We start from the raw sequence: 21,361 nt of genomic DNA on the forward strand, positions 1-21,361 counted from the left end.
GGCCGCACATGAAGTTGAACCTAGCTCTCCCCCGGCCTCGTCAGCAATGAAATCATCCTGTTCCCTTCTGAGCGCCATCAGGGAGAGGGTCGTCATGCGAGCCGAACGATGCGGCACCCCGGGCAGCACCAGTAGGGGCCTTCAACGGTGCCCTCGATCACCAAGGGCACCAAGCATCGTTCGCAGTTCGGCACACCCAGGTCGTCTTCCATGTCGGACACACTACGCGTGCACCCGTGCTTGGCCTCGAGATCCGCCAACAGGGCGTGGCACTCGACCGTCCCCGCTTCCGCGCCCAGCGTGACGGGATTACAGTTTTGTTATTTAGTTTACGTATTGCGTTTACGTATTACGTCGTCACCGATACGATATTGATATGAGCACCCTCGAAGTCACCGATGTGCGCACCTGTCGTTTCCCCGGCTGCGACGAGCCCGTTGATGCCACGCCTGGCGTTGGGCGACCCTCCGTCTATTGCACCGACCCCGCTCACAACAAGTCCGCCGCGTGGCGGGCACGCAATGCCGAGGCCGGCCAGGGCCAGCGCGCGGCCGAAGACGAGAAGTTCCCCGTCGATGCAGCCCTCCAGCGCGGCAGCATGCTGAAGGCCCAGGTCACCGGCATGGCCGAGCACTTTCAGCAGCAGCTCGCACTCCTCGTCAGCGAGCTGCACACGATCGCGGACCCCGACGCGGTCGCAGCGCAGATCGAGGCAGTGAAAGCTGGCGCTGCCGAGCAGGTCGCGTCTGCGGCCGCCCGCGCCAACCGGGCCGAGACCGCCATGCGTGAGGCCGAAGCCGAGCGCGCCGAGGCCGACGCAGCAGCTGAGGAATCCGCTGCCCAGGTCGACGACCTCCGCGCCGCCCTCGAGGCACTCGAGCAACGCGCTGCCACCCTGGAGAAGAATCTGGTCATCGCGAGCGAGGACACAGTGCGGGCCGCCACAGAGATCGCCACCCTGACAGAACAGGTAGCCGCACTGAGCGCCGAGAACACAGCCATGACAGCACAGCTCTTCGAGGCCCGGGAGGTCGTCACAACGACCGCAGCGGCCAAGGACGAGGCCCTGGCGACCGCGCGGGACGCGGCCGTGCGTGCGGACGCCGCCACTGCGCGCGCCGACCGTGCCGAGGCAGAGGCCGCGAGCACCCGCGGCCACCTTGACCAGGTCCGTACCGAGCGCGAGAACGCCCGGGCGGAAGCGCTCGTGCTCACCGGGAGCCTGGCAACGGTCATAAGCGAACGCGACAGTGCCACGGCCGCGGCGGCGAGGGAGCGTTCCAACGCCGAGCAGCGCGTCACCGACGTGCGGGACGCCCTGGAGCAGCAACTCGCACTGCTGCGTGCGGAGCCGGAGCAGTTGCGCACAGGTGAACGCGAATAAGGCGCAGCGCGGAGTGGCCGACTAGCTCGCCGCGGGGCCGTGCGGCATATGTACGTTTCTGAAACGCCGCCTAAGACCGGGTGCCGAACCTCACGGCAGCGCGGCGTCAGGGAGGAGCCTCAGGCGGCCCCTGCTACCCCCCGCCAAGGCCAAAGCTGGACCCGTGAACTCCGGGCGTCCCCCGCACGCCCTACGCGGCGCTGGGCGGCTCCGGAAGCTACGCCAAACTGGCAGCGGTCGGGACACGCCCCACGACGACAGTCCCTGGCGACGAAGGCGGCATCGCAATCCCCCAGGACGTCGAGATAACGTTCTGCAGCAGGGCTAGTTCCGGGGCGCACTCGGGGCGCACCGTCAGAAATGGGCGATTCAGTCCCCCGCGATTCCGGGGCACACAAGGCGCACCCAAGTACACACGTATTACTACCTAAGATCACCCAAGTGCTACCAACTCACGCACTCGTCGAGAAGCACTCGAGGAAAGCAAAAGGCCATCTCCTGTGTGGGAAATGGCCCTTGACCTAGGTAAATATCTAAATATCGGTTGTAGTCCGCGACCTGTTATGCGGATATTCATGTGTGGAGCCACGGGGAATCGAACCCCGGACCTCCTGCTTGCAAAGCAGGCGCTCTACCAATTGAGCTATGGCCCCGCGAATCACAGGTGACAAGTCACCTTGAGGTCGCACGTGGGGATACCGGGATTTGAACCTGGGACCTCTTCATTATCAGTGAAGCGCTCTAACCAACTGAGCTATATCCCCCTATTGGGCAGATTTGAGACTACCGGAACCAGCCGGTTTCTCCCAATCGAGACGAGAGAAAACCGCGGCTGGTTCCACGTGAAACGTGTATTTCTGCCTAGTTGTTGGTGAAACCGACGAGCAGTCCGCCGGTCATCTTCACACTGAGGTTGTACAGCAGGGCGAAAATGGCCCCCAACGCGGTGATGACGACCGTGTTGAGCACGGCCACCACGGTGGCGAAGCCCATGACGTTCCCGAGCGAGAGAATGCTCGCGAGGTCTGACGAGTCGCCGGCGATCGAGGTGTACAGGTCGTCGACCGTGTCGAAAATCATCGTCTGGTTGAGCACCGTGAAGATCAGGAACGTGGCCACGATCGTGACGACGGCCAGGCAGACGGCGACCAGGAACGAGAGCTTCACGCTCGACCAGAAGTCGATGTACACCAGCTTGAGGCGCACCTGCTTGGTGGACGGTCGGCGGGTCGACTTCTTGGCAAGCTTTTCTGCGACGCTACTCATCTACTGATTCTTCTTTCTCCGCGTCGCTCTCCGGTGCGGCCTCAACGAGTTCGGCCACCAGATTGCGTTCGGTGTTCTTCGCTATGGCAATGATCCTGTCCTGCAACGCGAATTTCGCGAAGACCACGCCCATCGTGTCGCGTCCCTTGGCCGGGACTTCCGCGACGTCAGAGCGTACCACCTTGCCGCTGGCCAGGACCACGAGCACCTCGTCGCCTTCATCGACGATCAGGGCGCCCACCAGGTCGCCCCGGTCCTCGTTGAGTTTGGCGACCTTGATGCCGAGGCCCCCGCGGTTCTGCAGGCGGTATTGGTCGGCCGCTGTGCGCTTGGCGTAGCCGCCTTCCGTGACCACGAAGACGAATCCGTCATTGGAGACAACGGATGCGTCGAGCAGTTTGTCTTCGCCCCGGAAGTGCATGCCGATGACGCCGGAGGTGCTGCGTCCCATCGGCCGCAGGGCCTCATCCGTCGCGGTGAACCGGATGGACATGCCCTTGCGGGAGACGAGCAGCAGGTCGGAATCGTCATTGACGAGCAGCGCGGAGACGAGTTCGTCGCCTTCTCTGAGCTTGATCGCGATGATCCCGCCGGTGCGGTTGGTGTCGTATTCGCGCAGCGCGGTCTTCTTGATCAGGCCGTCGCGGGTGGCGAGGGTGAGGTACTGGGCCACCCCGTAATCGCGGATGTCGAGGATCTGCGCGATTTCCTCACCCGGCTGCAGCGCGAGCAGGTTGGCGACGTGCTGGCCCTTCGCGTCGCGGCCGGATTCGACTGCTTCGTACGCCTTGGCGCGGTAGACCCGGCCGGTGTTCGTGAAGAACAGGAGCCAGTGGTGCGTGGTGGTGACGAAGAAGTGCTCCACGACGTCATCCGCCCGGAGCTGGGCTCCCTTGACGCCCTTGCCGCCACGGTGCTGGTTGCGGTAGTTGTCGCTCCTGGTGCGCTTGATGTAGCCGCCGCGGGTGACGGTGACGACCATCTCCTCTTCGGGGATGAGGTCCTCGATCGACATGTCGCCGTCGAAGCCGAACATGATCTCGGTGCGCCGGTCGTCGCCGAACTTGGCGGTGATCTCGCCGAGTTCTTCGCTGATGATCGTGCGCTGGCGCTCGGGGCTGGCCAGGATCGACTTGAACTCGGCGATCTGCAGCTCGAGTTCGGCGGCCTGGTCGATGATCTTCTGTCGTTCGAGGGCGGCCAGGCGACGCAGCTGCATGGTCAGGATCGCGTCGGCCTGGAGCTTGTCGACGTCGAGCAGGGCCATCAGGCCTTCGCGGGCGTCGTCGACGGTGTTCGACCGGCGGATGAGGGCGATTACCTCATCGAGCGCGTCGAGGGCCTTGAGGTAGCCGCGCAGGATGTGCGCGTCGGCCTCGGCCTTGTTCAGCCGGAACTGCGTGCGCCGGACGATGACCTCGATCTGGTGCGCGACCCACGCGGTGATGAAGCCGTCCAGGGCGAGCGTGCGCGGGATGCCGTCGACGATGGCGAGCATGTTCGCGCCGAAGTTGTCCTGCAGCTGGGTGTGCTTGTACAGGTTGTTCAGCACGACCTTGGCGACCGCATCGCGCTTGAGCACGATGACGAGGCGCTGGCCGGTGCGACCGGATGTCTCGTCGCGGATGTCGGCGATGCCGCTGATCTTGGCGTCCTTGACCAGGTCGGCGATCTTGATCGCGAGGTTGTCCGGGTTGACCTGGTAGGGCAGCTCGGTGATGACGAGGCAGGTGCGACCCTGGAGCTCCTCGATGTTGACCACGGCGCGCATCGTGATGGAGCCGCGGCCGGTGCGGTAGGCATCCTGGATGCCCTTGGTGCCGAGGATCTGGGCGCCGGTGGGGAAGTCGGGGCCCTTGATCCGCTGCATCAGGGCCTCGAGCAGCTCCTCACGGGTGGCCTCGGGGTTCTCGAGGTACCACAGCGCGCCGGCGGCCACCTCGCGCAGGTTGTGCGGCGGGATGTTCGTGGCCATGCCGACGGCGATGCCCACGGAGCCGTTGACCAGCAGGTTCGGGAACCGGGCGGGCAGCACGGTCGGCTCGAGCGTGCGGCCGTCGTAGTTGTCCTGGAAGTCGACGGTGTCTTCGTCGATGTCCCGCACCATCTCGAGCGCGAGCGGAGCCATCTTGGTTTCGGTGTACCGGGGGGCGGCGGCACCGTCGTTGCCGGGGGAGCCGAAGTTGCCCTGGCCGAGGGCCAGCGGGTACCGCAGGCTCCACGGCTGGACGAGCCGCACGAGGGCGTCGTAGATCGAAGAGTCACCGTGCGGGTGGAACTGCCCCATCACGTCGCCGACGACGCGGGCGCACTTCGAGAAGGCCTTGTCGGGGCGGTAGCCGCCGTCGAACATGGCGTAGATCACGCGGCGGTGCACGGGCTTCATACCGTCGCGCACGTCGGGCAGCGCGCGCCCGACGATGACGCTCATCGCGTAGTCGAGGTAGGACCGCTGCATTTCCAGCTGCAGGTCGACCTGGTCGATCTTGCCGTGCTGGATCAGGTGCTTCGCCGCGGCCGCGGCCTCGGCGGCCTCCACGGTGTTCTCGCCCGGGGTGTCGGGGGTGTCTTTAGATGTCAAGGAAACGCACGTCCTTCGCGTTCTTTTGGATGAAGTTACGGCGGGACTCGACGTCCTCGCCCATCAGGGTGGAGAAGATTTCGTCGGCAGCCGCCGCGTCATCGAGGGTGACCTGCAGCAGCGTGCGGGATTCCGGAGCCATGGTCGTTTCCCACAGTTCCTTGTAGTCCATCTCGCCAAGACCCTTGTAGCGCTGGATGCCGTTGTCCTTGGGAATCCGCTTGCCGGCCGCGGCGCCATCCGCCAGCAGGGCGTCGCGCTCTCGGTCCGAGTACACGTATTCGTGCGCCGAGTTGGCCCACTTCAGTCGGTACAGCGGCGGCTGGGCGAGGTAGACGTAGCCCAGGTCGATCAGCGGGCGCATATACCGGAACAGCAATGTAAGCAGCAGGGTGGTGATGTGCTGGCCGTCGACGTCGGCATCGGCCATCAGCACGATCTTGTGGTAACGCACCTTGTCCGGGTTGAATTCCTCGCCGATGCCGGCGCCGAACGCCGTGATCATGGCCTGCACCTCGTTATTGCCGAGCGCGCGGTCGAGGCGAGCCTTCTCGACGTTGAGGATCTTGCCTCGGAGGGGGAGGATCGCCTGGGTCTCGGGGTTGCGTCCCTGCACGGCGGAACCGCCGGCCGAGTCACCCTCGACGATGAAGATCTCGGAGAGGGAGGGGTCCTTGCTCTGGCAGTCCTTGAGCTTGCCGGGCATGCCGCCGCCCTCGAGCAGGCCCTTGCGGCGGGCCGTTTCCCGGGCCTTGCGCGCGGCCATCCGGGCGTTCGAGGCCTGGAGGGCCTTGCGGATGATCTCGCGGGCCGGGTTCGGGTTGCGGTTGAACCAGTCCGAGAGCTGGTCGCCCGCGACGCGCTGCACGAATGCCTTGGCCTCGGTGTTGCCCAGCTTGGTCTTCGTCTGTCCTTCGAACTGCGGTTCGGCGAGTTTGATCGACACGACGGCGGTCAGACCCTCGCGCACGTCGTCGCCGGTGAGGTTGTCATCCTTTTCCTTCAGGATGCCCTTCTCGCGGGCGTACTTGTTGACGAGCGTGGTGAGCGCGGCCCGGAAACCCTCTTCGTGGGTTCCACCCTCGTGGGTGTTGATCGTGTTCGCGTAGGTGTGCACGCTCTCCGTGTACGCGGTGGTCCACTGCATGGCCACTTCGAGCGCGATCTTGCGCTCCTTGTCTTCGAACTCGAAGGAGATGATTTCGTCGTTGACCAGGTCGGCCTTCTTGGCACGGTTCAGGTAGGCGACGTAGTCGACCAGGCCCTGCTCGTACATGAAGGTATTGGTGACGGGGTTGCCCTCGTCGTCAGCGTGTTCGGGCCGCTCGTCGGCGAGCGTGAGGCGCAGGCCCTTATTGAGGAAGGCCATCTGCTGGAACCGGGCGCGGAGCGTTTCGTAGTCGAACTCGACGGTCTCGAACGTTTCGGTGCTCGGCCAGAAGGTGATGGTCGTGCCGGTCTCGCTGGATTCTTCGCCCTTTTCCAGCGGAGCGTTGGGCACGCCGTCGGCGAAGCTCTGGCGCCAGACATGTCCCTGGCGGCGTACCTCGACCTCGAGGCGGGACGACAGCGCGTTGACGACCGAGCTTCCGACTCCGTGCAGTCCGCCGGAGACGGAGTAGCCGCCGCCGCCGAACTTTCCGCCGGCGTGCAGGACCGTCAGCACGACCTCAACTGTCGAGCGGCCCTCGGCCTTGTGGATGTCGACCGGGATGCCGCGGCCGTTGTCCTCGACCCGAACCGCGCCGTCGGCGAGGATACGAATTCCGATGGTGTCGCAGTATCCGGCCAGCGCCTCATCGACGGAGTTGTCGACGATCTCGTAGACGAGGTGGTGCAGCCCGCGGGGACCCGTCGAACCGATGTACATTCCGGGTCGTTTGCGTACGGCTTCAAGTCCTTCGAGAACCTGGATATCGTCTGCGCCGTATTCGTGCGCCGGCTCTGTCTTTGGTTCAACTGACATCTGAAATTGGGCTCCTGACCGTCGCACGGGCGACCATTCAGTCTACCAAACGGGCCGAGCGCTCCCGGCCACATACGCGCGTCTGGCGCGTTTTATTTGCGAGGGTGACCGAATTTGCCCGGTTACCCGTAGGTATCGCGTGGACCCCGCCCTGGAATTGATCTGGGGCCCTTTTTCCAGGAGGGGGCGTTGGGTCCCTGAAATCGGATTGACTCGATTCCGGCATCCGGATACTTCACGGCGATGTGATTCATGATCTCGACGCGCATCATCCTCAGCTGCGTGGCCCACGCGGTCGACTCGCAGCTCACGGTCAGCACACCGTCCTCGATTCCGGCGGGGGTGGAGTGTTTCGCGGTCTCCTCTCCGGCCAGCTCGACCCACGATGCGAGGAGTTCGGACTGGGCGAGGGGAGAGTTCCAGCCGAGTTGCCTGGTGAGCGAACTGATCGCATCGCCGAGCCCCCGCGGGTCGCGGCCGGCCCCGAACGGAACGCTGGAGCCGGTTTCGTCACGGGTGCGGCGCTTGCCCCTGGATCGTTTGGCATTCGGGTCGCCGAAGACGTCTTTGAAGCGCAGGTATACGCGGCCCGCTTCGCTCTGCTCAGCCATCGACAACAGCCCCCGCCCGGATGTGGACGGTGTGCGCCGCGAGGGCCTCTGGCACGTCCTCGAGAACGGCGGCCGTGATAATCACCTGTTCGAAACCCGCGACGGCATCGGCCAGGCGCCGGCGCCGGGATTGGTCGAGCTCGGCGAACACGTCGTCGAGGATCACAACCGGATCTCCGCTCGTGGAGTCGCGGCGCAAGAGCTCGGCCGAGGCGAGCTTCAGGGCCAGGGCGAACGACCACGATTCCCCGTGGCTCGCATAGCCCTTGGCAGGCAGGGCATTGAGCATGAAAACGAGGTCGTCCCGGTGCGGACCGGCCAGGGTCAACCCGCGCTCGAGTTCCTTCGGCCGCAGACTCGCCAGCGCCGCCCGGAAAAACTCCCGAGTCCCGGTGGTCGAGCCTGTCGCGGTGGTCGAGCCTGTCGAGACCCGGATTGCGCCCGCGTCGACCCCGGAATCTTCATCCGCCCCGAGGATGCTGAGCGAGGCGATCAGCGCCGGTCCATGGTCTTCGCCCGCCACGGACTGATAGGCCACGCGCAACGGTTCGCCGAGCTGGCGTACGAGTTCGGCGCGCTCGTCGATGATCTCGGAGCCCAGTTCGACGAGTCTCTCGTCCCAGATATCGAGTGTGCCCAGCGCATTCGGGCGCACGCCCGCCGCCCGGGCGGACTTCAAAAGAGTGTTCCGCTGTTTGAGCACCCGATCGTAGTCGGCCAGCACGGCGGAAATGCGCGGGGTGCGCAGCACGAGGAGCTGGTCGAGGAATCGTCGCCGACCGGATGGGTCGCCCCGGACCAGGGCGAGGTCCTCCGGTGCGAACAGCACGCTCGAGAAGTACCGCGGAAGTTCGCGGGTCTTGATCACGGATCGGTTGACCTGCGCCCGGTTCAGCCCCGATCGGTTGATCTGGACTTCGGTGAGAAGGTCCCGGCCGTTGTATTCGAGCCGCGCTCGAATGATCGCGGCGTCCTGGCCGGCCCGGATCATGGCACCGGTTGTCGACACCCGGTGCGAACCGAGGGTGCTGAGAAAGCCGAGGGCCTCGATCAAGTTCGTTTTTCCCTGACCGTTGCGTCCCACGACCAGGTTGGGTCCTGGCAGGAACGGAACGTCGACCTGCGCGTAATTGCGGAAGTCGGTGAGTGACAAGTGTGTGACCCTCACGCCGGGTCAGTCCGCCTTCTTCACGGCGTGGCCGCCGAACTGATGACGCAGGGCGGCGACGGCCTTCATGGCGGGTGAGTCATCCTGTCGAGACACAAACCGCGCGAAAATCGACGCGCTGATCGTCGGCACAGGGACACCGTTGGCAATCGCTTCCTCGATCGTCCACCGGCCTTCACCCGAATCCTCGACGTAGCCCTCGATGTCGGACAGGTCGGGATCTTCCTTGAGGGCGCTGACGAGAAGCTCCAGCATCCAGGAACGCACGACGGTTCCCCGCTGCCAGGCGGTGAAAACGGCCGGGACATCCGTCATCAGGTCGTCGCGTTTTTCCAGGAGTTCATACCCCTCGGCGTATGCTTGCATGAGCGCATATTCGATACCGTTGTGCACCATCTTCGCGTAGTGGCCGGCGCCGACGGCTCCCGCGTGAACGAAACCCTCTTCACGCGCGCCCTCCGGGCGCAGTGCGTCGAAGACAGGCATCGCCCGCTCGACCTGGTCCGCCGCGCCGCCGACCATCAGGCCGTATCCGTTCTTCAGTCCCCAGATTCCGCCCGACACGCCGGCATCGATGTAGTACACACCGGTCTTCTCCAGGAGTGCGGCATGGCGGAAGTCGTCGGTGAACCGTGAGTTACCTCCCTCGATGACAAGATCGCCGGCGGCCAGCAGCCCCGAGAGTTCCCCGACCACCGAGTCTGTGACCTCGCCCGCTGGGACCATTATCCAGACGATCCGGGGTGCCGGAAGGGCCTGGATGAGCTCGGCGACGGATGCGACGTCGGTCAGGTCCGGATTGCGGTCGTACCCCGTGACCTCAATGCCGCCCGCGCGCATCCGGGTGCGCATGTTCGCACCCATCCTGCCCAGGCCGATGATGCCAATGTGCATTTCGTGTCCTTTGACGGGAACTCGAGCCTCAGCGCAGGAGGAGGTTCGGCTGCAACAGGTACTTGTAGCTGTCGGCTCCCGGCTGGTCGCGTGAGTTCTGACTGGTGATGAGAACCGGGCCCGGCTTGTTCGGGTTCTCGGTTCTGGTGAACGAAATGCGCACGAACTCCGAGTGCACCGCTCCCAGTCCGTCCAGCAGGAACTGCGGCTTCAGGGAGACGACGGTCTCGGTGCCGGAGAGGATGGCGTCGATCTTCTCCGAAGCCTGGGCCTGTTCGGAGCCGATGGCCTCCAGGGTCAATCCGTCGGCGGCGAAGGTGAAACGCAGGGCTGCCTCCCGCTCGAGGACGAGCTGCACCCGGCGGGTCGCTTCGATGAGCTCCGCGGTGTTGATCACGGCGTAGTTGTCGACGGTCTCGGGGAACAAACGCCGGACGGGCGGGAAATTACCCTTGATCAGCAACGACGTCACGGTCTTCTTCTCCGCCGTGAAGGCGATGAGCTCACGGTCGTCGGTGCTCGTGATCGCCACCGAGATGGTTCCGCTGTGCCCGAATGTCTTGCCGACCTCCTGCAGGGTGCGGGCGGGAACCAGGGCGGTGATTGTGCCCTGGGCCTCGTTTGAGCCGCGATCCCAGTCGATTTCGCGAACGGCAACCCGATAGCGGTCAGTGGCAACCATGCTCAGGCTGTTCTCGCTGATTTCGAGTTGTACGCCCGTGATCACGGGGGTCACGTCGTCACGGGATGCCGCGACGGCGACCTGCGCGACGGCCATGGAGAATTCTTCGGCCGGCACGAGCCCGGACTGGGCTCCCACCTGCGGAATGCTCGGATATTCCTCGACCGGCATGGACAAGAGTGTGAAGTTCGCGGAGCCGCAGCTGACCGAGATGCGGGACTCGTTGGTCGAGAACCGAACGGGGGCATTCGGCATCCGGCTGGCAATCTCGGCGAGGAGCCGGCCGGAGACGAGGACCTTGCCGGTTTCTTCGACATCGGCGGCGATTTCGGTCTGGGCGGAAACCTCGTAGTCGAACGAGGACAGGATCAGCCCGGTCTCCGTCGCTTCGATCAGAACTCCACTGAGGATCGGCAGGGTGGTGCGCTGGGGGAGAAGCTTGACCGCGAACGATACAGCTTCGCTGAAAACGTCCCGGTTGGCGTGGAATCTCACGAAGTTACTCCTGTCGAAGGCGGTGGGTGGCTCAATGCTAGTCGTCTTCCGGAGCGGGCCGGTGACCAGTAGCGCTGGGCAGTAAAGGTTGTCGGATGGAGAGATATAAGAATTCTTGTTAATGGTCTTAACCGCTGTGGAAACTGTGGATAACTCTGTGGACACAGCGTGATCACTGGGAACTACACGTTTGTAAGTTGTTAGCGGCCTGTGGGATTAAATGACAAGGAGTTGCGAGGTCCGGATCGGCCCGAGACGAGTTTTCACAGGCGACCGTCGAGTTTCAACAGATTGCGACCTGTTGTTGTCAGAGTTTCCACAGGGTTTTCCACAGGTGGAAAACTCTGGGTTTTTGTCAGTTACTTGTACCGGTGGTTCTGTTTGATGCGGTTCGTGAGCTCAGTGACCTGGTTGTAGATGGAACGGCGCTCCTTCATCAGCTCGCTGATCTTCTTGTTCGCGTACATCACCGTCGTGTGGTCGCGGTTGCCGAACAGCTGGCCAATCTTGGGCAGCGAGAGATTCGTGAGCTCCCGGCACAGGTACATGGCTATCTGCCGGGCAGTGGCGACGGCCTGGGACCGGGAAGAGCCGTAGAGGTCATCGACGGTGAGTTTGAAGTAGTCGGCCGTGTTGGTGATGATGTCGACCGGTGCGATGACGTTGTCCTCATCGAGGGTGATCAGGTCCTTGAGTACCGTCTGAACCAGGTCCATATCAACCGGTGTGCGGTTCAGGCTGGCGAACGCCGTGACGCGAATGAGTGTTCCTTCGAGTTCCCGGATGTTGGAGGACACCTTTGAGGCCATGAACTCGAGGATGTCGTCGGGAACCTGGAGCTTCTCGCTCTGGGCCTTCTTGCGGAGGATGGCGATGCGGGTCTCGAGGTCGGGAGCCTGGACATCCGTGATCAGACCCCACTCGAAGCGCGACCGCATCCGGTCTTCGAAACCGGTCAGGTGCTTGGGCGGCAGGTCGCTGGTGATGACCACCTGCTTGTTGTGGTCGTGCAGGGTGTTGAAGGTGTGGAAGAAGGCTTCCTGTGTCTCCGCCTTGCCCTGCAGGAACTGGATGTCGTCAATCATCAGGATGTCGATGTTGCGATAGCGCGACTGGAAGGCGGACCCGCGGTTGTTGGCAATCGAGTTGATGAAGTCGTTCGTGAATTCCTCGGAACTGACATACCGAACGCGGATGCCCGGATACAGACTCATGGCGTAGTGGCCGATGGCGTGCAGGAGATGGGTCTTGCCGAGGCCACTCGAGCCGTAGATGAAGAGCGGGTTGTACGCCTTCGCGGGAGCCTCGGCCACAGCGACGGCTGCCGCATGGGCGAATCGATTGGACTGGCCGATCACGAAGTTGTCGAAGCTGTACTTGTTGTTGAGACGTGTGTCGTGGGGGCGCTCGGGCGAGGTGGTCTCAAAGACCGACAGCGGCGCGGCCGGTGTTTCGGCGATCGGGCGAGTGGGGGAGTCGAGCTGCGGCGGTTGCTGGGGACGCAACGATTCCTGTTCGAGTTCGGGATTGACCACCACGTAGAAACTGGATACCGCGCTGGCTTCGTCGAGCTGGCCCATCGCCATCAGCAGCGGAACGCGCATGCGCTGGTTCAGCATGCTCGCCGTGAATTCGTTGGGCACCTCCAGGTAGAAGGTTCCGGCCGCAATTCCCTTGGGTTCGACCAGGGTAAGAAAGCCGTAGAGCATCGGTGTGATGCTGTCGTCGGACTCCAGAGTGGTCAGCACCGACCGCCAGGTGTCCGTTATGGGCTGTTCTCCGTCTGCCATGATTGCCTAATCTCTGAAATTCCGACTGGGCCGGAAGCCGCTGGGTTGGTGCCGCGCTCTGGACATCGATTTAATCGCCGAACAAAGCATCCACAAAGTTATCCACCGCCTGTGTGTAAATCCGGTCTAATTCACAGGTTTCCTGCCCAAACCTGTGGATAACTTGTCCTCACGGTAGTCACTCGCCGATAGTCAGTCCAAATTAGCCACGATCCCGCCGCGTGTCACTCCGACGATTAGCGGAATTCTTGTGCAGAATCGGTCGTTTGGGCTTGCTGGGTTTGACCAGAACAGGGTGAGGCCGTAGTTTTAGTAGGTTGACCCCAGCCCGAGGGCTAGCTACTTCTTTCCCGGCCATTGTCCTGGCCTGCGGATATCCAACACGTGGAGATTGAGCAATGAGCAAGAGAACGTTCCAGCCGAACAACCGTCGTCGCGCGAAGGTGCATGGCTTCCGTTTGCGTATGCGCACCCGCGCCGGCCGCGCAATTCTCGGTGCCCGCCGTCGCAAGGGTCGCACCGAACTCTCCGCTTAGGCTCCGATGCTCGCCGGGGCCAATCGCATCACGAGCGGGAGCGACTACAAAGCCGTTGTTCGACGGGGTTTGCGCTACGTCGCACCCCATACGGTTACGTATGTTCGCAAGAGCCGTGAAGATTCCCCGGCGCGTTTTGGTTTCATCGTCGCAAAGAGTGTGGGTGGCGCAGTGAGCCGCAATCGCGTTCGTCGGCGGCTGAAGGCCGCGAGCTACGAGATCCTGACGTCGGTCCGACCGGGAACGGATGTCGTGGTGCGTGCTCTGCCCTCGGCGTTGGACACGAGCTGGCCCGCGCTCAAGGCCGAACTCTCCGATGCGCTCGTCAAGGGCGGCGCCCGGTAGATGGCCGTGAACAGGGTGATTGCGACGATTGTGCTGTTCCCCCGCAACATGGGGGTTCTCCTCCTGCGTGCGTACCGCGCTGTGATTTCCCCGCTCTATGGGGACGTCTGCCGGTACTACCCCTCGTGCTCGGCGTACACCCTGGGCGCGGTCCAGGAACACGGCCTCGTGATCGGATCTGCCCTCGGCGCGAGGCGTCTCGCCCGGTGTCATCCGTGGGCCGAAGGCGGAGTGGATGATGTCCCGCTCAAGCGCACACGCCGTTACCGAGTGACATCCTTTGGATTTGTTGTCGCACCAAGCCACGGAAAGGGCTGACCCGAAGTATGGACCTCCTAGGAATCATCCTCTGGCCACTGAAGTGGGCGGTGGAGCTGCTTCTTGTCGCTTTCCACTGGCTGTTCTCCAACATGGGCCTCGGCTACAACGACGGAATCACCTGGGTGCTGTCCATCGTCGGCCTCGTCATCGTCGTCCGAGCCGCCCTCATCCCGATCTTCGTCAGGCAGATCAAGAGCCAGCGCAAGATGCTCGAGGTTGCGCCGCAGCTCAAGAAGATCCAGGACAAGTACAAGGGAAAGAAGGACCAGTTCTCCCGCGAGTCCATGTCCCGCGAGACCATGGAGCTGTACAAGCGCACCGGAACGAATCCGCTGAGCTCCTGCCTTCCCCTGCTGCTGCAGATGCCCATCTTCTTCGCCCTGTTCTCCGTGCTCAACGATGCCCAGCACCTCAAGGCCGGTGTCGGACCGCTCGACGTCGATCGGGCGCAGAGCTTCGGCAACGCATCCCTGTTCGGACAGGCCCCGCTGAGTGAGTCGTTCGCCAGCCAGTGGACACTCATGATGGCCGGTAACCCGTACAGCGTCGCCGTCATGGTCATCGCGGCCGTCATGGTCGTGCTGATGACCGCCTCGCAGTTCATCACCCAGCTGCAGATCGTCTCGAAGAACATGTCGCCGGAGACCAAGGCGAGCCCGATGTTCAAGCAGCAGCGCATCATGCTGTACCTGCTCCCCCTCGTCTTCGCCTTCTCGGGCGTCGCGTTCCCCCTCGGCGTCATGTTCTACTGGCTCACCTCCAACATTTGGACGATGGTTCAGCAGTTCATCGTGATCCGCAACATGCCCACCCCCGGAAGCGAGGCGGCCAAGGCCCGCGAGGAACGCCTGGCCCGCAAGGGAAAGCTTGTGGCGAAAGACGGCGACATCATCATCGTCGAGGAACCGAAGAAGCCCGCGCAGCGCCAGCAGCCGGTCGGCAAGAACCGTTCAAAAAAGCAACCCGGCCCGAAGAAGTAGACGAGAGACCGACGTGACTGACGTGACTGAAACCGACGCAACCGTGCCCGACACCGCAGCAGATTCCACCGTGCCCGAGACGCCCGTGAGCCCCGAGGGCGGCGCAGCCCACGGCGACGACTCCCCCACTGTCGACCAGCTCGAGCAGGAGGGCGACATCGCCGCGGATTACATTGAGGAGTTCCTCGACATCTGCGACCTGGACGGCGATATCGACATCGATGCCCGCAACGGCCGCGCCTATGTGTCGGTCAACGCCGCCGACGGAGACACGCTGCGCGTGCTGTCGAAGCCGGACACGGTCAACGCGCTCCAGGAGCTCACGCGCCTGGCCGTGCAGAACAAGACCGGCTCCTTCTCGCGCCTGATCCTGGACATCGGCGGGTCCCGTGAGGCACGCCAGGCCGAGCTGTCTGCGCTGGTCGGTCGCGCGATCGAACGCATCGAGGCCGGCGCCGCCGACGCGGCCCTGCCCCCCATGTCGTCGTATGAGCGCAAGCTCGTGCACGACCTGGTCTCGGAACGCGGTTTTGTATCCGAGTCCAATGGCGAGGGCCGCGACCGCCACACGGTCATCTCCCGCGCCTGATCAAACGCGACACGATGACGGAACAACTCGAGCACGAACCTGCCGCCGCAGCGGGACTCTTCGGGGAGAGAGTTGGGATCGCACGTGCGTTCGCGCACAATTTGGCTGATCAGGGCGAGATTCGTGGATTGATCGGGCCGCTGGAACTTCCTCGTCTGTGGAGCCGGCACATCCTGAATTGTGCGATCGTGGCCCCCCTGCTGCGGCCGGGCGTTGTCGGCGATGTCGGGTCGGGTGCGGGGTTGCCTGGCCTGGTGCTGGCGATTGCACGTCCCGATGTCTCGTTCGTGCTGATCGAACCGATGGAGCGCCGGGTTGCCTGGCTGAACGACCAGGTGGACGCACTTGGCCTCGAGAACACGACCGTGCTGCGGGCGAGGGCCGAGGATGTGCGCCTCGAGCAGCCGCTGGATCAGGTGACCGCTCGGGCCGTGAGCGCATTCCGGACCCTCATCCCCCTCACCGCTCCCCTGCTTCGGCCCGGCGGTGAGATGGTGCTCATGAAGGGCGCCGGCGCACAAGCGGAGGTCGACTCGGCGGCCAAGGCGATTCGCAAGTACCGGCTGAGCAATGTTGAGGTGATTACGCTCGGTGAGGGCGTGCTGGACGAGGTCACGAGGGTCATACGGGCTACAGTGGATTAGTCCCAGGTACCGCCACTCGCCGTCGGTGAGAGTCGGACCGAGGTTCCCTTTCGGGTGGCTCATCAACCGTCGAACGTAAAGGTTTCACGTGAAACATCCTGGTGAAGACCAGCAAGTCAGCAGCCCAGCGGGATTCGACACGCCGCTCGCTCGTGAGATTTCGGACCTGACCCGCCGACGCCAGGCGCTCGCCTCCGAACGCCTCCCCCAGCCCGAGAAAACTCGGGTTCTGACGGTGTCGAACCAGAAGGGCGGGGTGGGTAAGACGACCACCGCGGTCAATCTCGCCGCCGCGCTGGCGAGGCAGGGCGCCCGGGTGCTCGTGATCGACCTGGACCCGCAGGGCAACGCCTCAACGGCGCTCGGAGTCGAGCATCGGGCCGAAACCCGCAGCGTGTACGACGTCATCATCAACGACATGCCGCTCGCCGATGTCGTTCAGAAGAGCCCGGAATTCGGTGCGCTGTTCTGCGTTCCGGCGACGATTCACCTGGCTGGAGCGGAAATCGAACTGGTTTCGCTGGTTGCGCGCGAACAGCGGCTTCGACGCGCACTGGATCTGCATGTGCGCGAAATGACGGATCCGTATCACTATGTGTTCATCGACTGTCCCCCGTCGCTGGGCCTGCTGACAATCAATGCCTTCGTCGCTGCCCGGGAAGTTCTGATCCCGATCCAGTGTGAGTACTACGCGCTCGAGGGCCTGAGCCAGCTTCTCAAGAACATCGAACTCATCGAGAAGCACCTCAATCCCGACCTCGCGGTCTCAACGATCCTGCTCACGATGTACGACAGCCGAACGAACCTGGCCAACCAGGTGGCCCAGGATGTGCGCGACCACTTCCCGGATCAGGTGCTGGATACCCTGATTCCGCGTTCCGTGCGGGTGTCCGAGGCTCCGAGCTACGGGCAGAGTGTGATCAGTTACGATTTGAACTCCGCAGGATCGCTTTCCTACCTCGAAGCAGCGGCAGAAATCGCCCGGCGGGGCGCCCCAGAAACAGGAGCACAGCAATAATGGCGAAACGGACTGGCCTCGGCCGCGGCATTGGCGCATTGATTCCCGTTCAGGACCCGGCTCGGCTCTCCCGCCCGGTGGACGTCTTCTTCCCCTACGCGGAAGGGCAGGACCCCGACAAGGCGCCGGCCGCGGACGTGGCGGATGAACCGGAGGATCTCCTCCCCGTGCCCGGGGCCCGGCTCGCGCACCTCGACCCGGCCGATATCGTTCCGAACGCGGTTCAGCCCCGCACCGTCTTCGACGAGAGCGACCTGTCGGAACTGATCCACAGCATCCGCGAAGTCGGCGTCTTGCAGCCGATCGTGGTGCGACCGCTCCTGGAACAGCCGGGCAAGTACGAATTGGTCATGGGCGAACGTCGCCTGCGGGCGAGCAAGGCGATCGGGCTGCCGAGCATTCCCGCCGTTGTTCGTGAGACCGCGGATGTCGACATGCTCCGCGACGCCCTGCTCGAGAACCTGCACCGCGCACAGCTCAACCCGCTCGAAGAGGCGTCGGCGTACCAGCAACTGCTGGCCGACTTCGGCATCACGCAGGAGGAGCTCGCGACGCGGATTGGTCGGTCTCGGCCGCAAATCACGAATACCCTGCGTCTGCTGAAACTTCCGGAACCGGTGCAGCTTCGGGTGGCCGCGGGTGTGCTCAGTGCCGGCCACGCGCGGGCGATCCTGTCCGTGGGAGACCACCAGGGGATGTTGCGCCTCGCCGACAAGATCGTCAACGAAGACCTCTCGGTTCGCGCGGCCGAGGCGGCCGCGACCGCGGTGCCCAAAGCGGCGTCGACGCGCCCCGCGCCGGGGAAGCGGCAGGGTCACCTAGACGAGATCGCGGAACGCCTCGGCGACCGCCTCGACACGCGTGTGAAGATCAACTTGGGAGCAAGAAAAGGCCAGATCACAGTGGATTTCGCTACGATCGGTGACCTCAACCGCATCCTCGTCGTCCTGGGCGAGCCCGGCTTCGGAGCGAACTAGCTTTCGACCCGCAGGATCGTTCCTGACGAGGTGAAAACCGCCAAATTAACCTCAGTTCTGCGCCGGATCTGCAAACAGAAGCTGGCGTTGGGGCCGCCGATGATCGCCCCGGGCCGAGTCCGGCACGCAGGCTGAGGCCGCATGTTTCACGTGAAACATCTTCGCTGCCGACCGTTTCAGCGGTGCTGCTTGCGGGCTGCTTGCTGTGTTTCTCGTGGCGCAGCCAGCCGGAGTTCCGCGTTCCCCTATCTGCCGTATGGGGACGCGCGGGATGATTCGCCCACGGCGGGCGAAGGGACTTCACGAGCACGCCAGCGTGTCGGTAGTTTTGATCCTTTGGGCGGTCCCCGTTATGGGGGAGTGTACGTTTCACGTGAAACATCAGCACCCCCGACGACATCTGTGGTCTTCGGCGGGTCCAAGCGGCCCAGGCGGACCCAAATCGGTGAGACTTCGGCGCAGGGACGGAACCCCATGAACTCTCCCCTGCTGGTGCGATCATGACCACCTTGTGTAGGTTCGCGCTTCCGTCGGAGAGTGTTTCCCACGGCAGTAATCCGCGCACGAGTTCCATCAGGCCCGGGTCTCTTACGCGCACCGTGCCGCACGTTTCACGTGAAACATGCCCGATAGCGAGTGGTTCCGGGGCGGAGCGTGCCCTTGCAAGCCTGAATCTTTCCCCAACGCCGCCCGGGCGTGCCCCGATGTGACGCCGATTTCCCGCAGTGGAGGCCATCCTGAGGGCCGACTTTCCCTGTGTGTGCCGTATTGACGGGGATGGGGTCCATGAGTGCCCAGCAATGTTTCACGTGAAACATGCCCTCTGCGCGGCCGAGAGTTGCGGCCATTCCGCTGCACCCAGTAAGTCTTACAGAAAACATGCGAGTCGGTTCGCGCGTGCCAACTTAGGCTCCAGGCGTGCACGCACCGCTGTCGTGGTGAGGCTCCTTTCCGGAGAGAGAGCCGAACTTTGCAGATCGGCCCCGAAAATGCCCCGCCTGAAGGCGTTGTGGGGCAACGTTCCAAGAATGCAGCCCCAAAGACCATGGGGTTTCACGTGAAACATTGCCCCTGCTTGTCTCGGGACAGGTCTCGCGGGAACAGGTGGGTGACCCCGGGTGGCGATATCAGGACATTCGTGGGAGCTTGGTCATCCAGGGGCGCAGCCCCGGCCGACCAGGCCACTATCCCCAGAAATCGACCCGTCTCGCGTCGAACGTTTACGCTGGGTTGATCCAGCTAAGGGCCGTTTGCGGTGAACCAGCAGTGTTTCACGTGAAACATGACGAATCCGGACGCCACGAGTGGTCCCTGGCGCCCGGAACGTGTGGCCAACTCAGGAGATCCGTAGATTTTCGAGGGTCCGACCGGACTGCTCCGGCTGTCGCCGGCGGAATTTCCTGAGTTAGCCCCACGCTGGTGCTCTGCGCGGGACTGACAGCGGAACAGGTGGGCAGAACGGGGCGCGGGTGGGCGGAACGGGGCGCGGGTGGGCTGAACGGGTGGCGGATGGATCTTGGTCTGGTGTGACAAGGCGATGTGCCGTGGGCAAGCAGAGAAACACGTTGCGTTCGGCGTCCTGGGCGCCGGGAAAGAGTGACACTGAGGCACGCGATATCCCCGTACGGGAACCGGGGAGAGGTCAACTCAGGAGGTCCGGGGCCCGCAGGTGGTTTTCGCGCACTGGTTCGGCCCGCGTGGCCGGAATCTGCTGAGCTGGCTCCGGATGAACTCGGCCGTCGCCGGAGGCCGCGTGCGACGATCGGAGATTCGTGCACCGCATTCCGGTTTCCCGGGATGCCGGCCCGATAGCACTCGTCCTGCTGCGCTGCTGCAGCTGTTGCTAAGGAAGAAGCTGCTGCTGTCGCAAAGCAAGTAAATGACCGGATATGCAATTTGATCAGCAATTTTCTATAGACGACCTAGTGTGTCAGCGCGCGTCGATTACGCGGCTTGCATGAGCTGACACACCGGTCAGTCGGGCGACGCCGGGAGTGTTTCACGTGAAACATCGGCCGCACCCGCACCCGCACCCGCACCCGCACCCGGAGCACCACCGGGGCCCAGGTCGCACAAACAGTTCCCGGGCCTGCGGCGCCCCGGGGGAGGGGTTCTCCCTCGACGGATCCGGGACGGAAGAAAAAAATCAGGCTTCGGCGACAGCCGCCCGGGCGAGCGCCGCGTAGACCGCGCCGAGCGACTCGCCCGATGCCTCGATCGCCTGCGGGACCAGCGACGTCTCGGTCAGCCCGGGCAGAACATTGGCCTCCAGGAACCACGGCGTCCCCGCCGCGTCGACGATGAGGTCGATCCGGGACAGGTGGCGGAGGCCCAGGAGCGAATGGATCGCAACCGCAGTCGACTCGACAGCCGCAAGGACGGTCGGGTCCATGCGAGCGGGAGCGTAGAACAGGGTCTCGCCGGCGTTGTAGCGCGCCTCGAAGCTGTACACCCCGCTCAGGGGAACAATCTCGACCGCGGGGAGGGCGATGGGGCCCTCGCCCTTGTCGATAACCGTCACCGAAACCTCCGTGCCGGAGATGCGGGACTCGACCAGGGCGACATCGGCGTAGGCATAGGCGTCCACCATCGCGCGCGGCAGTCCGGCCGCGGCGGTGACGATAGTCACCCCCTGCGCGGACCCGCCCTGAGCCGGCTTGACCACGAGGGGCGCGGGCAGGGCGGCGAGCAGCCGTTCGAGAACACTCGTCGCGCCGAGGTCGCGGAAGGTCTCCTTCGAGAGGGCGACGGATGCCGGCGTCGCGTAACCGGCCCGGCGCACGAGTACCTTCGCCGTGGGCTTGGACCAGGCCAGGGCGGCCGCTTCGCCGCGCGCGCCGACGTGGGGGATACCCGTGGTCTCGATCAACGCGAGGAGCGCACCGTCTTCACCGGTCGCCCCGTGCAGCGTTGGCCAGATGACATCCGGGTTGCGATCGACGAGTTCGGAGAGCAGCCCGGCGTGCGGGTCGATCACCGTGACGTCGTGGCCCGCTCCGGTCAGGGCATCGGCCAGGCGGCGTCCCGAGCGAAGGGACACCTCACGTTCGTGCGAGATCCCGCCCGCCAGCACAACGATGTCGAGGGGTACGAATTCGGTCATGATCAGGGAGT

General features: G+C 64.0%; 18 protein-coding genes and 2 tRNA genes. 9 read left to right on the forward strand and 11 right to left on the reverse strand.

Annotation, left to right across the window (positions count from 1 at the left end; all coding sequences use genetic code 11):
- Positions 1 to 376 precede the first annotated feature (376 nt).
- Entirely contained in the window at positions 377 to 1,384 is a 1,008-nt protein-coding gene (locus tag BLQ39_RS06560; RefSeq protein WP_092322671.1) for a hypothetical protein, read from the forward strand.
- Positions 1,385 to 1,964: 580 nt separating this feature from the next.
- Here BLQ39_RS06560 and BLQ39_RS06565 read toward each other — a convergent pair.
- The 10 genes from BLQ39_RS06565 to dnaA form a co-directional block, all read right to left on the reverse strand.
- A tRNA-Ala gene (locus BLQ39_RS06565) sits at positions 1,965 to 2,037 on the reverse strand.
- Between the two features lie 37 nt (positions 2,038 to 2,074).
- Positions 2,075 to 2,148, reverse strand: a tRNA-Ile gene (locus BLQ39_RS06570).
- 97 nt (positions 2,149 to 2,245) lie between these two features.
- On the reverse strand, positions 2,246 to 2,650 hold the full coding sequence (locus tag BLQ39_RS06575) for a DUF3566 domain-containing protein (RefSeq protein WP_092322673.1): 405 nt from the start codon (positions 2,648 to 2,650) through the stop codon (positions 2,246 to 2,248).
- The gene (gene gyrA, locus BLQ39_RS06580) at positions 2,643 to 5,189 is read right to left on the reverse strand and encodes a DNA gyrase subunit A (protein ID WP_241986960.1); all 2,547 of its coding nucleotides are present in this window, start codon (positions 5,187 to 5,189) and stop codon (positions 2,643 to 2,645) included. The genes BLQ39_RS06575 and gyrA overlap by 8 nt, the downstream gene beginning before the upstream one ends.
- A 31-nt stretch (positions 5,190 to 5,220) precedes the next feature.
- Complete coding sequence (gene gyrB / locus BLQ39_RS06585) at positions 5,221 to 7,197, reverse strand: DNA topoisomerase (ATP-hydrolyzing) subunit B (RefSeq protein WP_092322676.1); 1,977 nt, start codon at positions 7,195 to 7,197, stop codon at positions 5,221 to 5,223.
- A gap of 122 nt (positions 7,198 to 7,319) precedes the next feature.
- Complete coding sequence (locus BLQ39_RS06590; RefSeq protein ID WP_092322677.1) at positions 7,320 to 7,808, reverse strand: DciA family protein; 489 nt, start codon at positions 7,806 to 7,808, stop codon at positions 7,320 to 7,322.
- Positions 7,801 to 8,976, reverse strand: a complete 1,176-nt coding sequence (recF, locus tag BLQ39_RS06595; RefSeq protein WP_092322679.1) for a DNA replication/repair protein RecF — start codon at positions 8,974 to 8,976, stop codon at positions 7,801 to 7,803. The genes BLQ39_RS06590 and recF overlap by 8 nt, the downstream gene beginning before the upstream one ends.
- A 6-nt stretch (positions 8,977 to 8,982) precedes the next feature.
- The gene (gene gnd, locus BLQ39_RS06600; protein ID WP_092322681.1) at positions 8,983 to 9,870 is read right to left on the reverse strand and encodes a phosphogluconate dehydrogenase (NAD(+)-dependent, decarboxylating); all 888 of its coding nucleotides are present in this window, start codon (positions 9,868 to 9,870) and stop codon (positions 8,983 to 8,985) included.
- 28 nt (positions 9,871 to 9,898) lie between these two features.
- Positions 9,899 to 11,047: a DNA polymerase III subunit beta gene (dnaN, locus tag BLQ39_RS06605; protein WP_092322682.1), complete on the reverse strand. Its 1,149-nt coding sequence runs from the start codon at positions 11,045 to 11,047 to the stop codon at positions 9,899 to 9,901.
- A 359-nt stretch (positions 11,048 to 11,406) separates the two neighbouring features.
- On the reverse strand, positions 11,407 to 12,837 hold the full coding sequence (gene dnaA, locus BLQ39_RS06610; RefSeq protein ID WP_092322684.1) for a chromosomal replication initiator protein DnaA: 1,431 nt from the start codon (positions 12,835 to 12,837) through the stop codon (positions 11,407 to 11,409).
- Between the two features lie 398 nt (positions 12,838 to 13,235).
- On the opposite strand from dnaA, the gene rpmH reads away from it, so the two are divergent.
- From rpmH to BLQ39_RS06650, 8 genes are all read left to right on the forward strand, one after another.
- Entirely contained in the window at positions 13,236 to 13,373 is a 138-nt protein-coding gene (gene rpmH / locus BLQ39_RS06615) for a 50S ribosomal protein L34 (protein ID WP_010204566.1), read from the forward strand.
- Between the two features lie 6 nt (positions 13,374 to 13,379).
- A complete protein-coding gene (gene rnpA / locus BLQ39_RS06620) occupies positions 13,380 to 13,718 on the forward strand; it encodes a ribonuclease P protein component (protein ID WP_092322686.1) in 339 nt (112 codons plus the stop codon).
- A 48-nt stretch (positions 13,719 to 13,766) separates the two neighbouring features.
- The gene (gene yidD, locus BLQ39_RS06625; protein WP_338419119.1) at positions 13,767 to 14,036 is read left to right on the forward strand and encodes a membrane protein insertion efficiency factor YidD; all 270 of its coding nucleotides are present in this window, start codon (positions 13,767 to 13,769) and stop codon (positions 14,034 to 14,036) included.
- Positions 14,037 to 14,044: 8 nt separating this feature from the next.
- Positions 14,045 to 15,019 carry a membrane protein insertase YidC gene (gene yidC, locus BLQ39_RS06630; RefSeq protein WP_092322687.1) on the forward strand — a complete coding sequence of 325 codons (975 nt, stop codon included), beginning with the start codon at positions 14,045 to 14,047 and terminating at the stop codon, positions 15,017 to 15,019.
- Positions 15,020 to 15,032: 13 nt separating this feature from the next.
- Positions 15,033 to 15,608, forward strand: a complete 576-nt coding sequence (locus tag BLQ39_RS06635; RefSeq protein ID WP_422386373.1) for a Jag family protein — start codon at positions 15,033 to 15,035, stop codon at positions 15,606 to 15,608.
- 14 nt (positions 15,609 to 15,622) lie between these two features.
- Positions 15,623 to 16,252, forward strand: a complete 630-nt coding sequence (rsmG, locus tag BLQ39_RS06640; protein WP_092322689.1) for a 16S rRNA (guanine(527)-N(7))-methyltransferase RsmG — start codon at positions 15,623 to 15,625, stop codon at positions 16,250 to 16,252.
- Between the two features lie 88 nt (positions 16,253 to 16,340).
- Positions 16,341 to 17,270: a ParA family protein gene (locus tag BLQ39_RS06645; RefSeq protein WP_092322690.1), complete on the forward strand. Its 930-nt coding sequence runs from the start codon at positions 16,341 to 16,343 to the stop codon at positions 17,268 to 17,270.
- Positions 17,270 to 18,247 carry a ParB/RepB/Spo0J family partition protein gene (locus BLQ39_RS06650; RefSeq protein WP_092322692.1) on the forward strand — a complete coding sequence of 326 codons (978 nt, stop codon included), beginning with the start codon at positions 17,270 to 17,272 and terminating at the stop codon, positions 18,245 to 18,247. Before BLQ39_RS06645 ends, BLQ39_RS06650 begins: the two co-directional genes overlap by 1 nt.
- A gap of 2,146 nt (positions 18,248 to 20,393) precedes the next feature.
- Here the strand turns inward: BLQ39_RS06650 and BLQ39_RS06655 are convergent.
- Entirely contained in the window at positions 20,394 to 21,350 is a 957-nt protein-coding gene (locus BLQ39_RS06655) for a D-alanine--D-alanine ligase family protein (protein ID WP_092322693.1), read from the reverse strand.
- Positions 21,351 to 21,361 lie beyond the last annotated feature (11 nt).

The organism is Cryobacterium psychrotolerans (assembly GCF_900101115.1).
GTDB classification, from domain to species: domain Bacteria; phylum Actinomycetota; class Actinomycetes; order Actinomycetales; family Microbacteriaceae; genus Cryobacterium; species Cryobacterium psychrotolerans.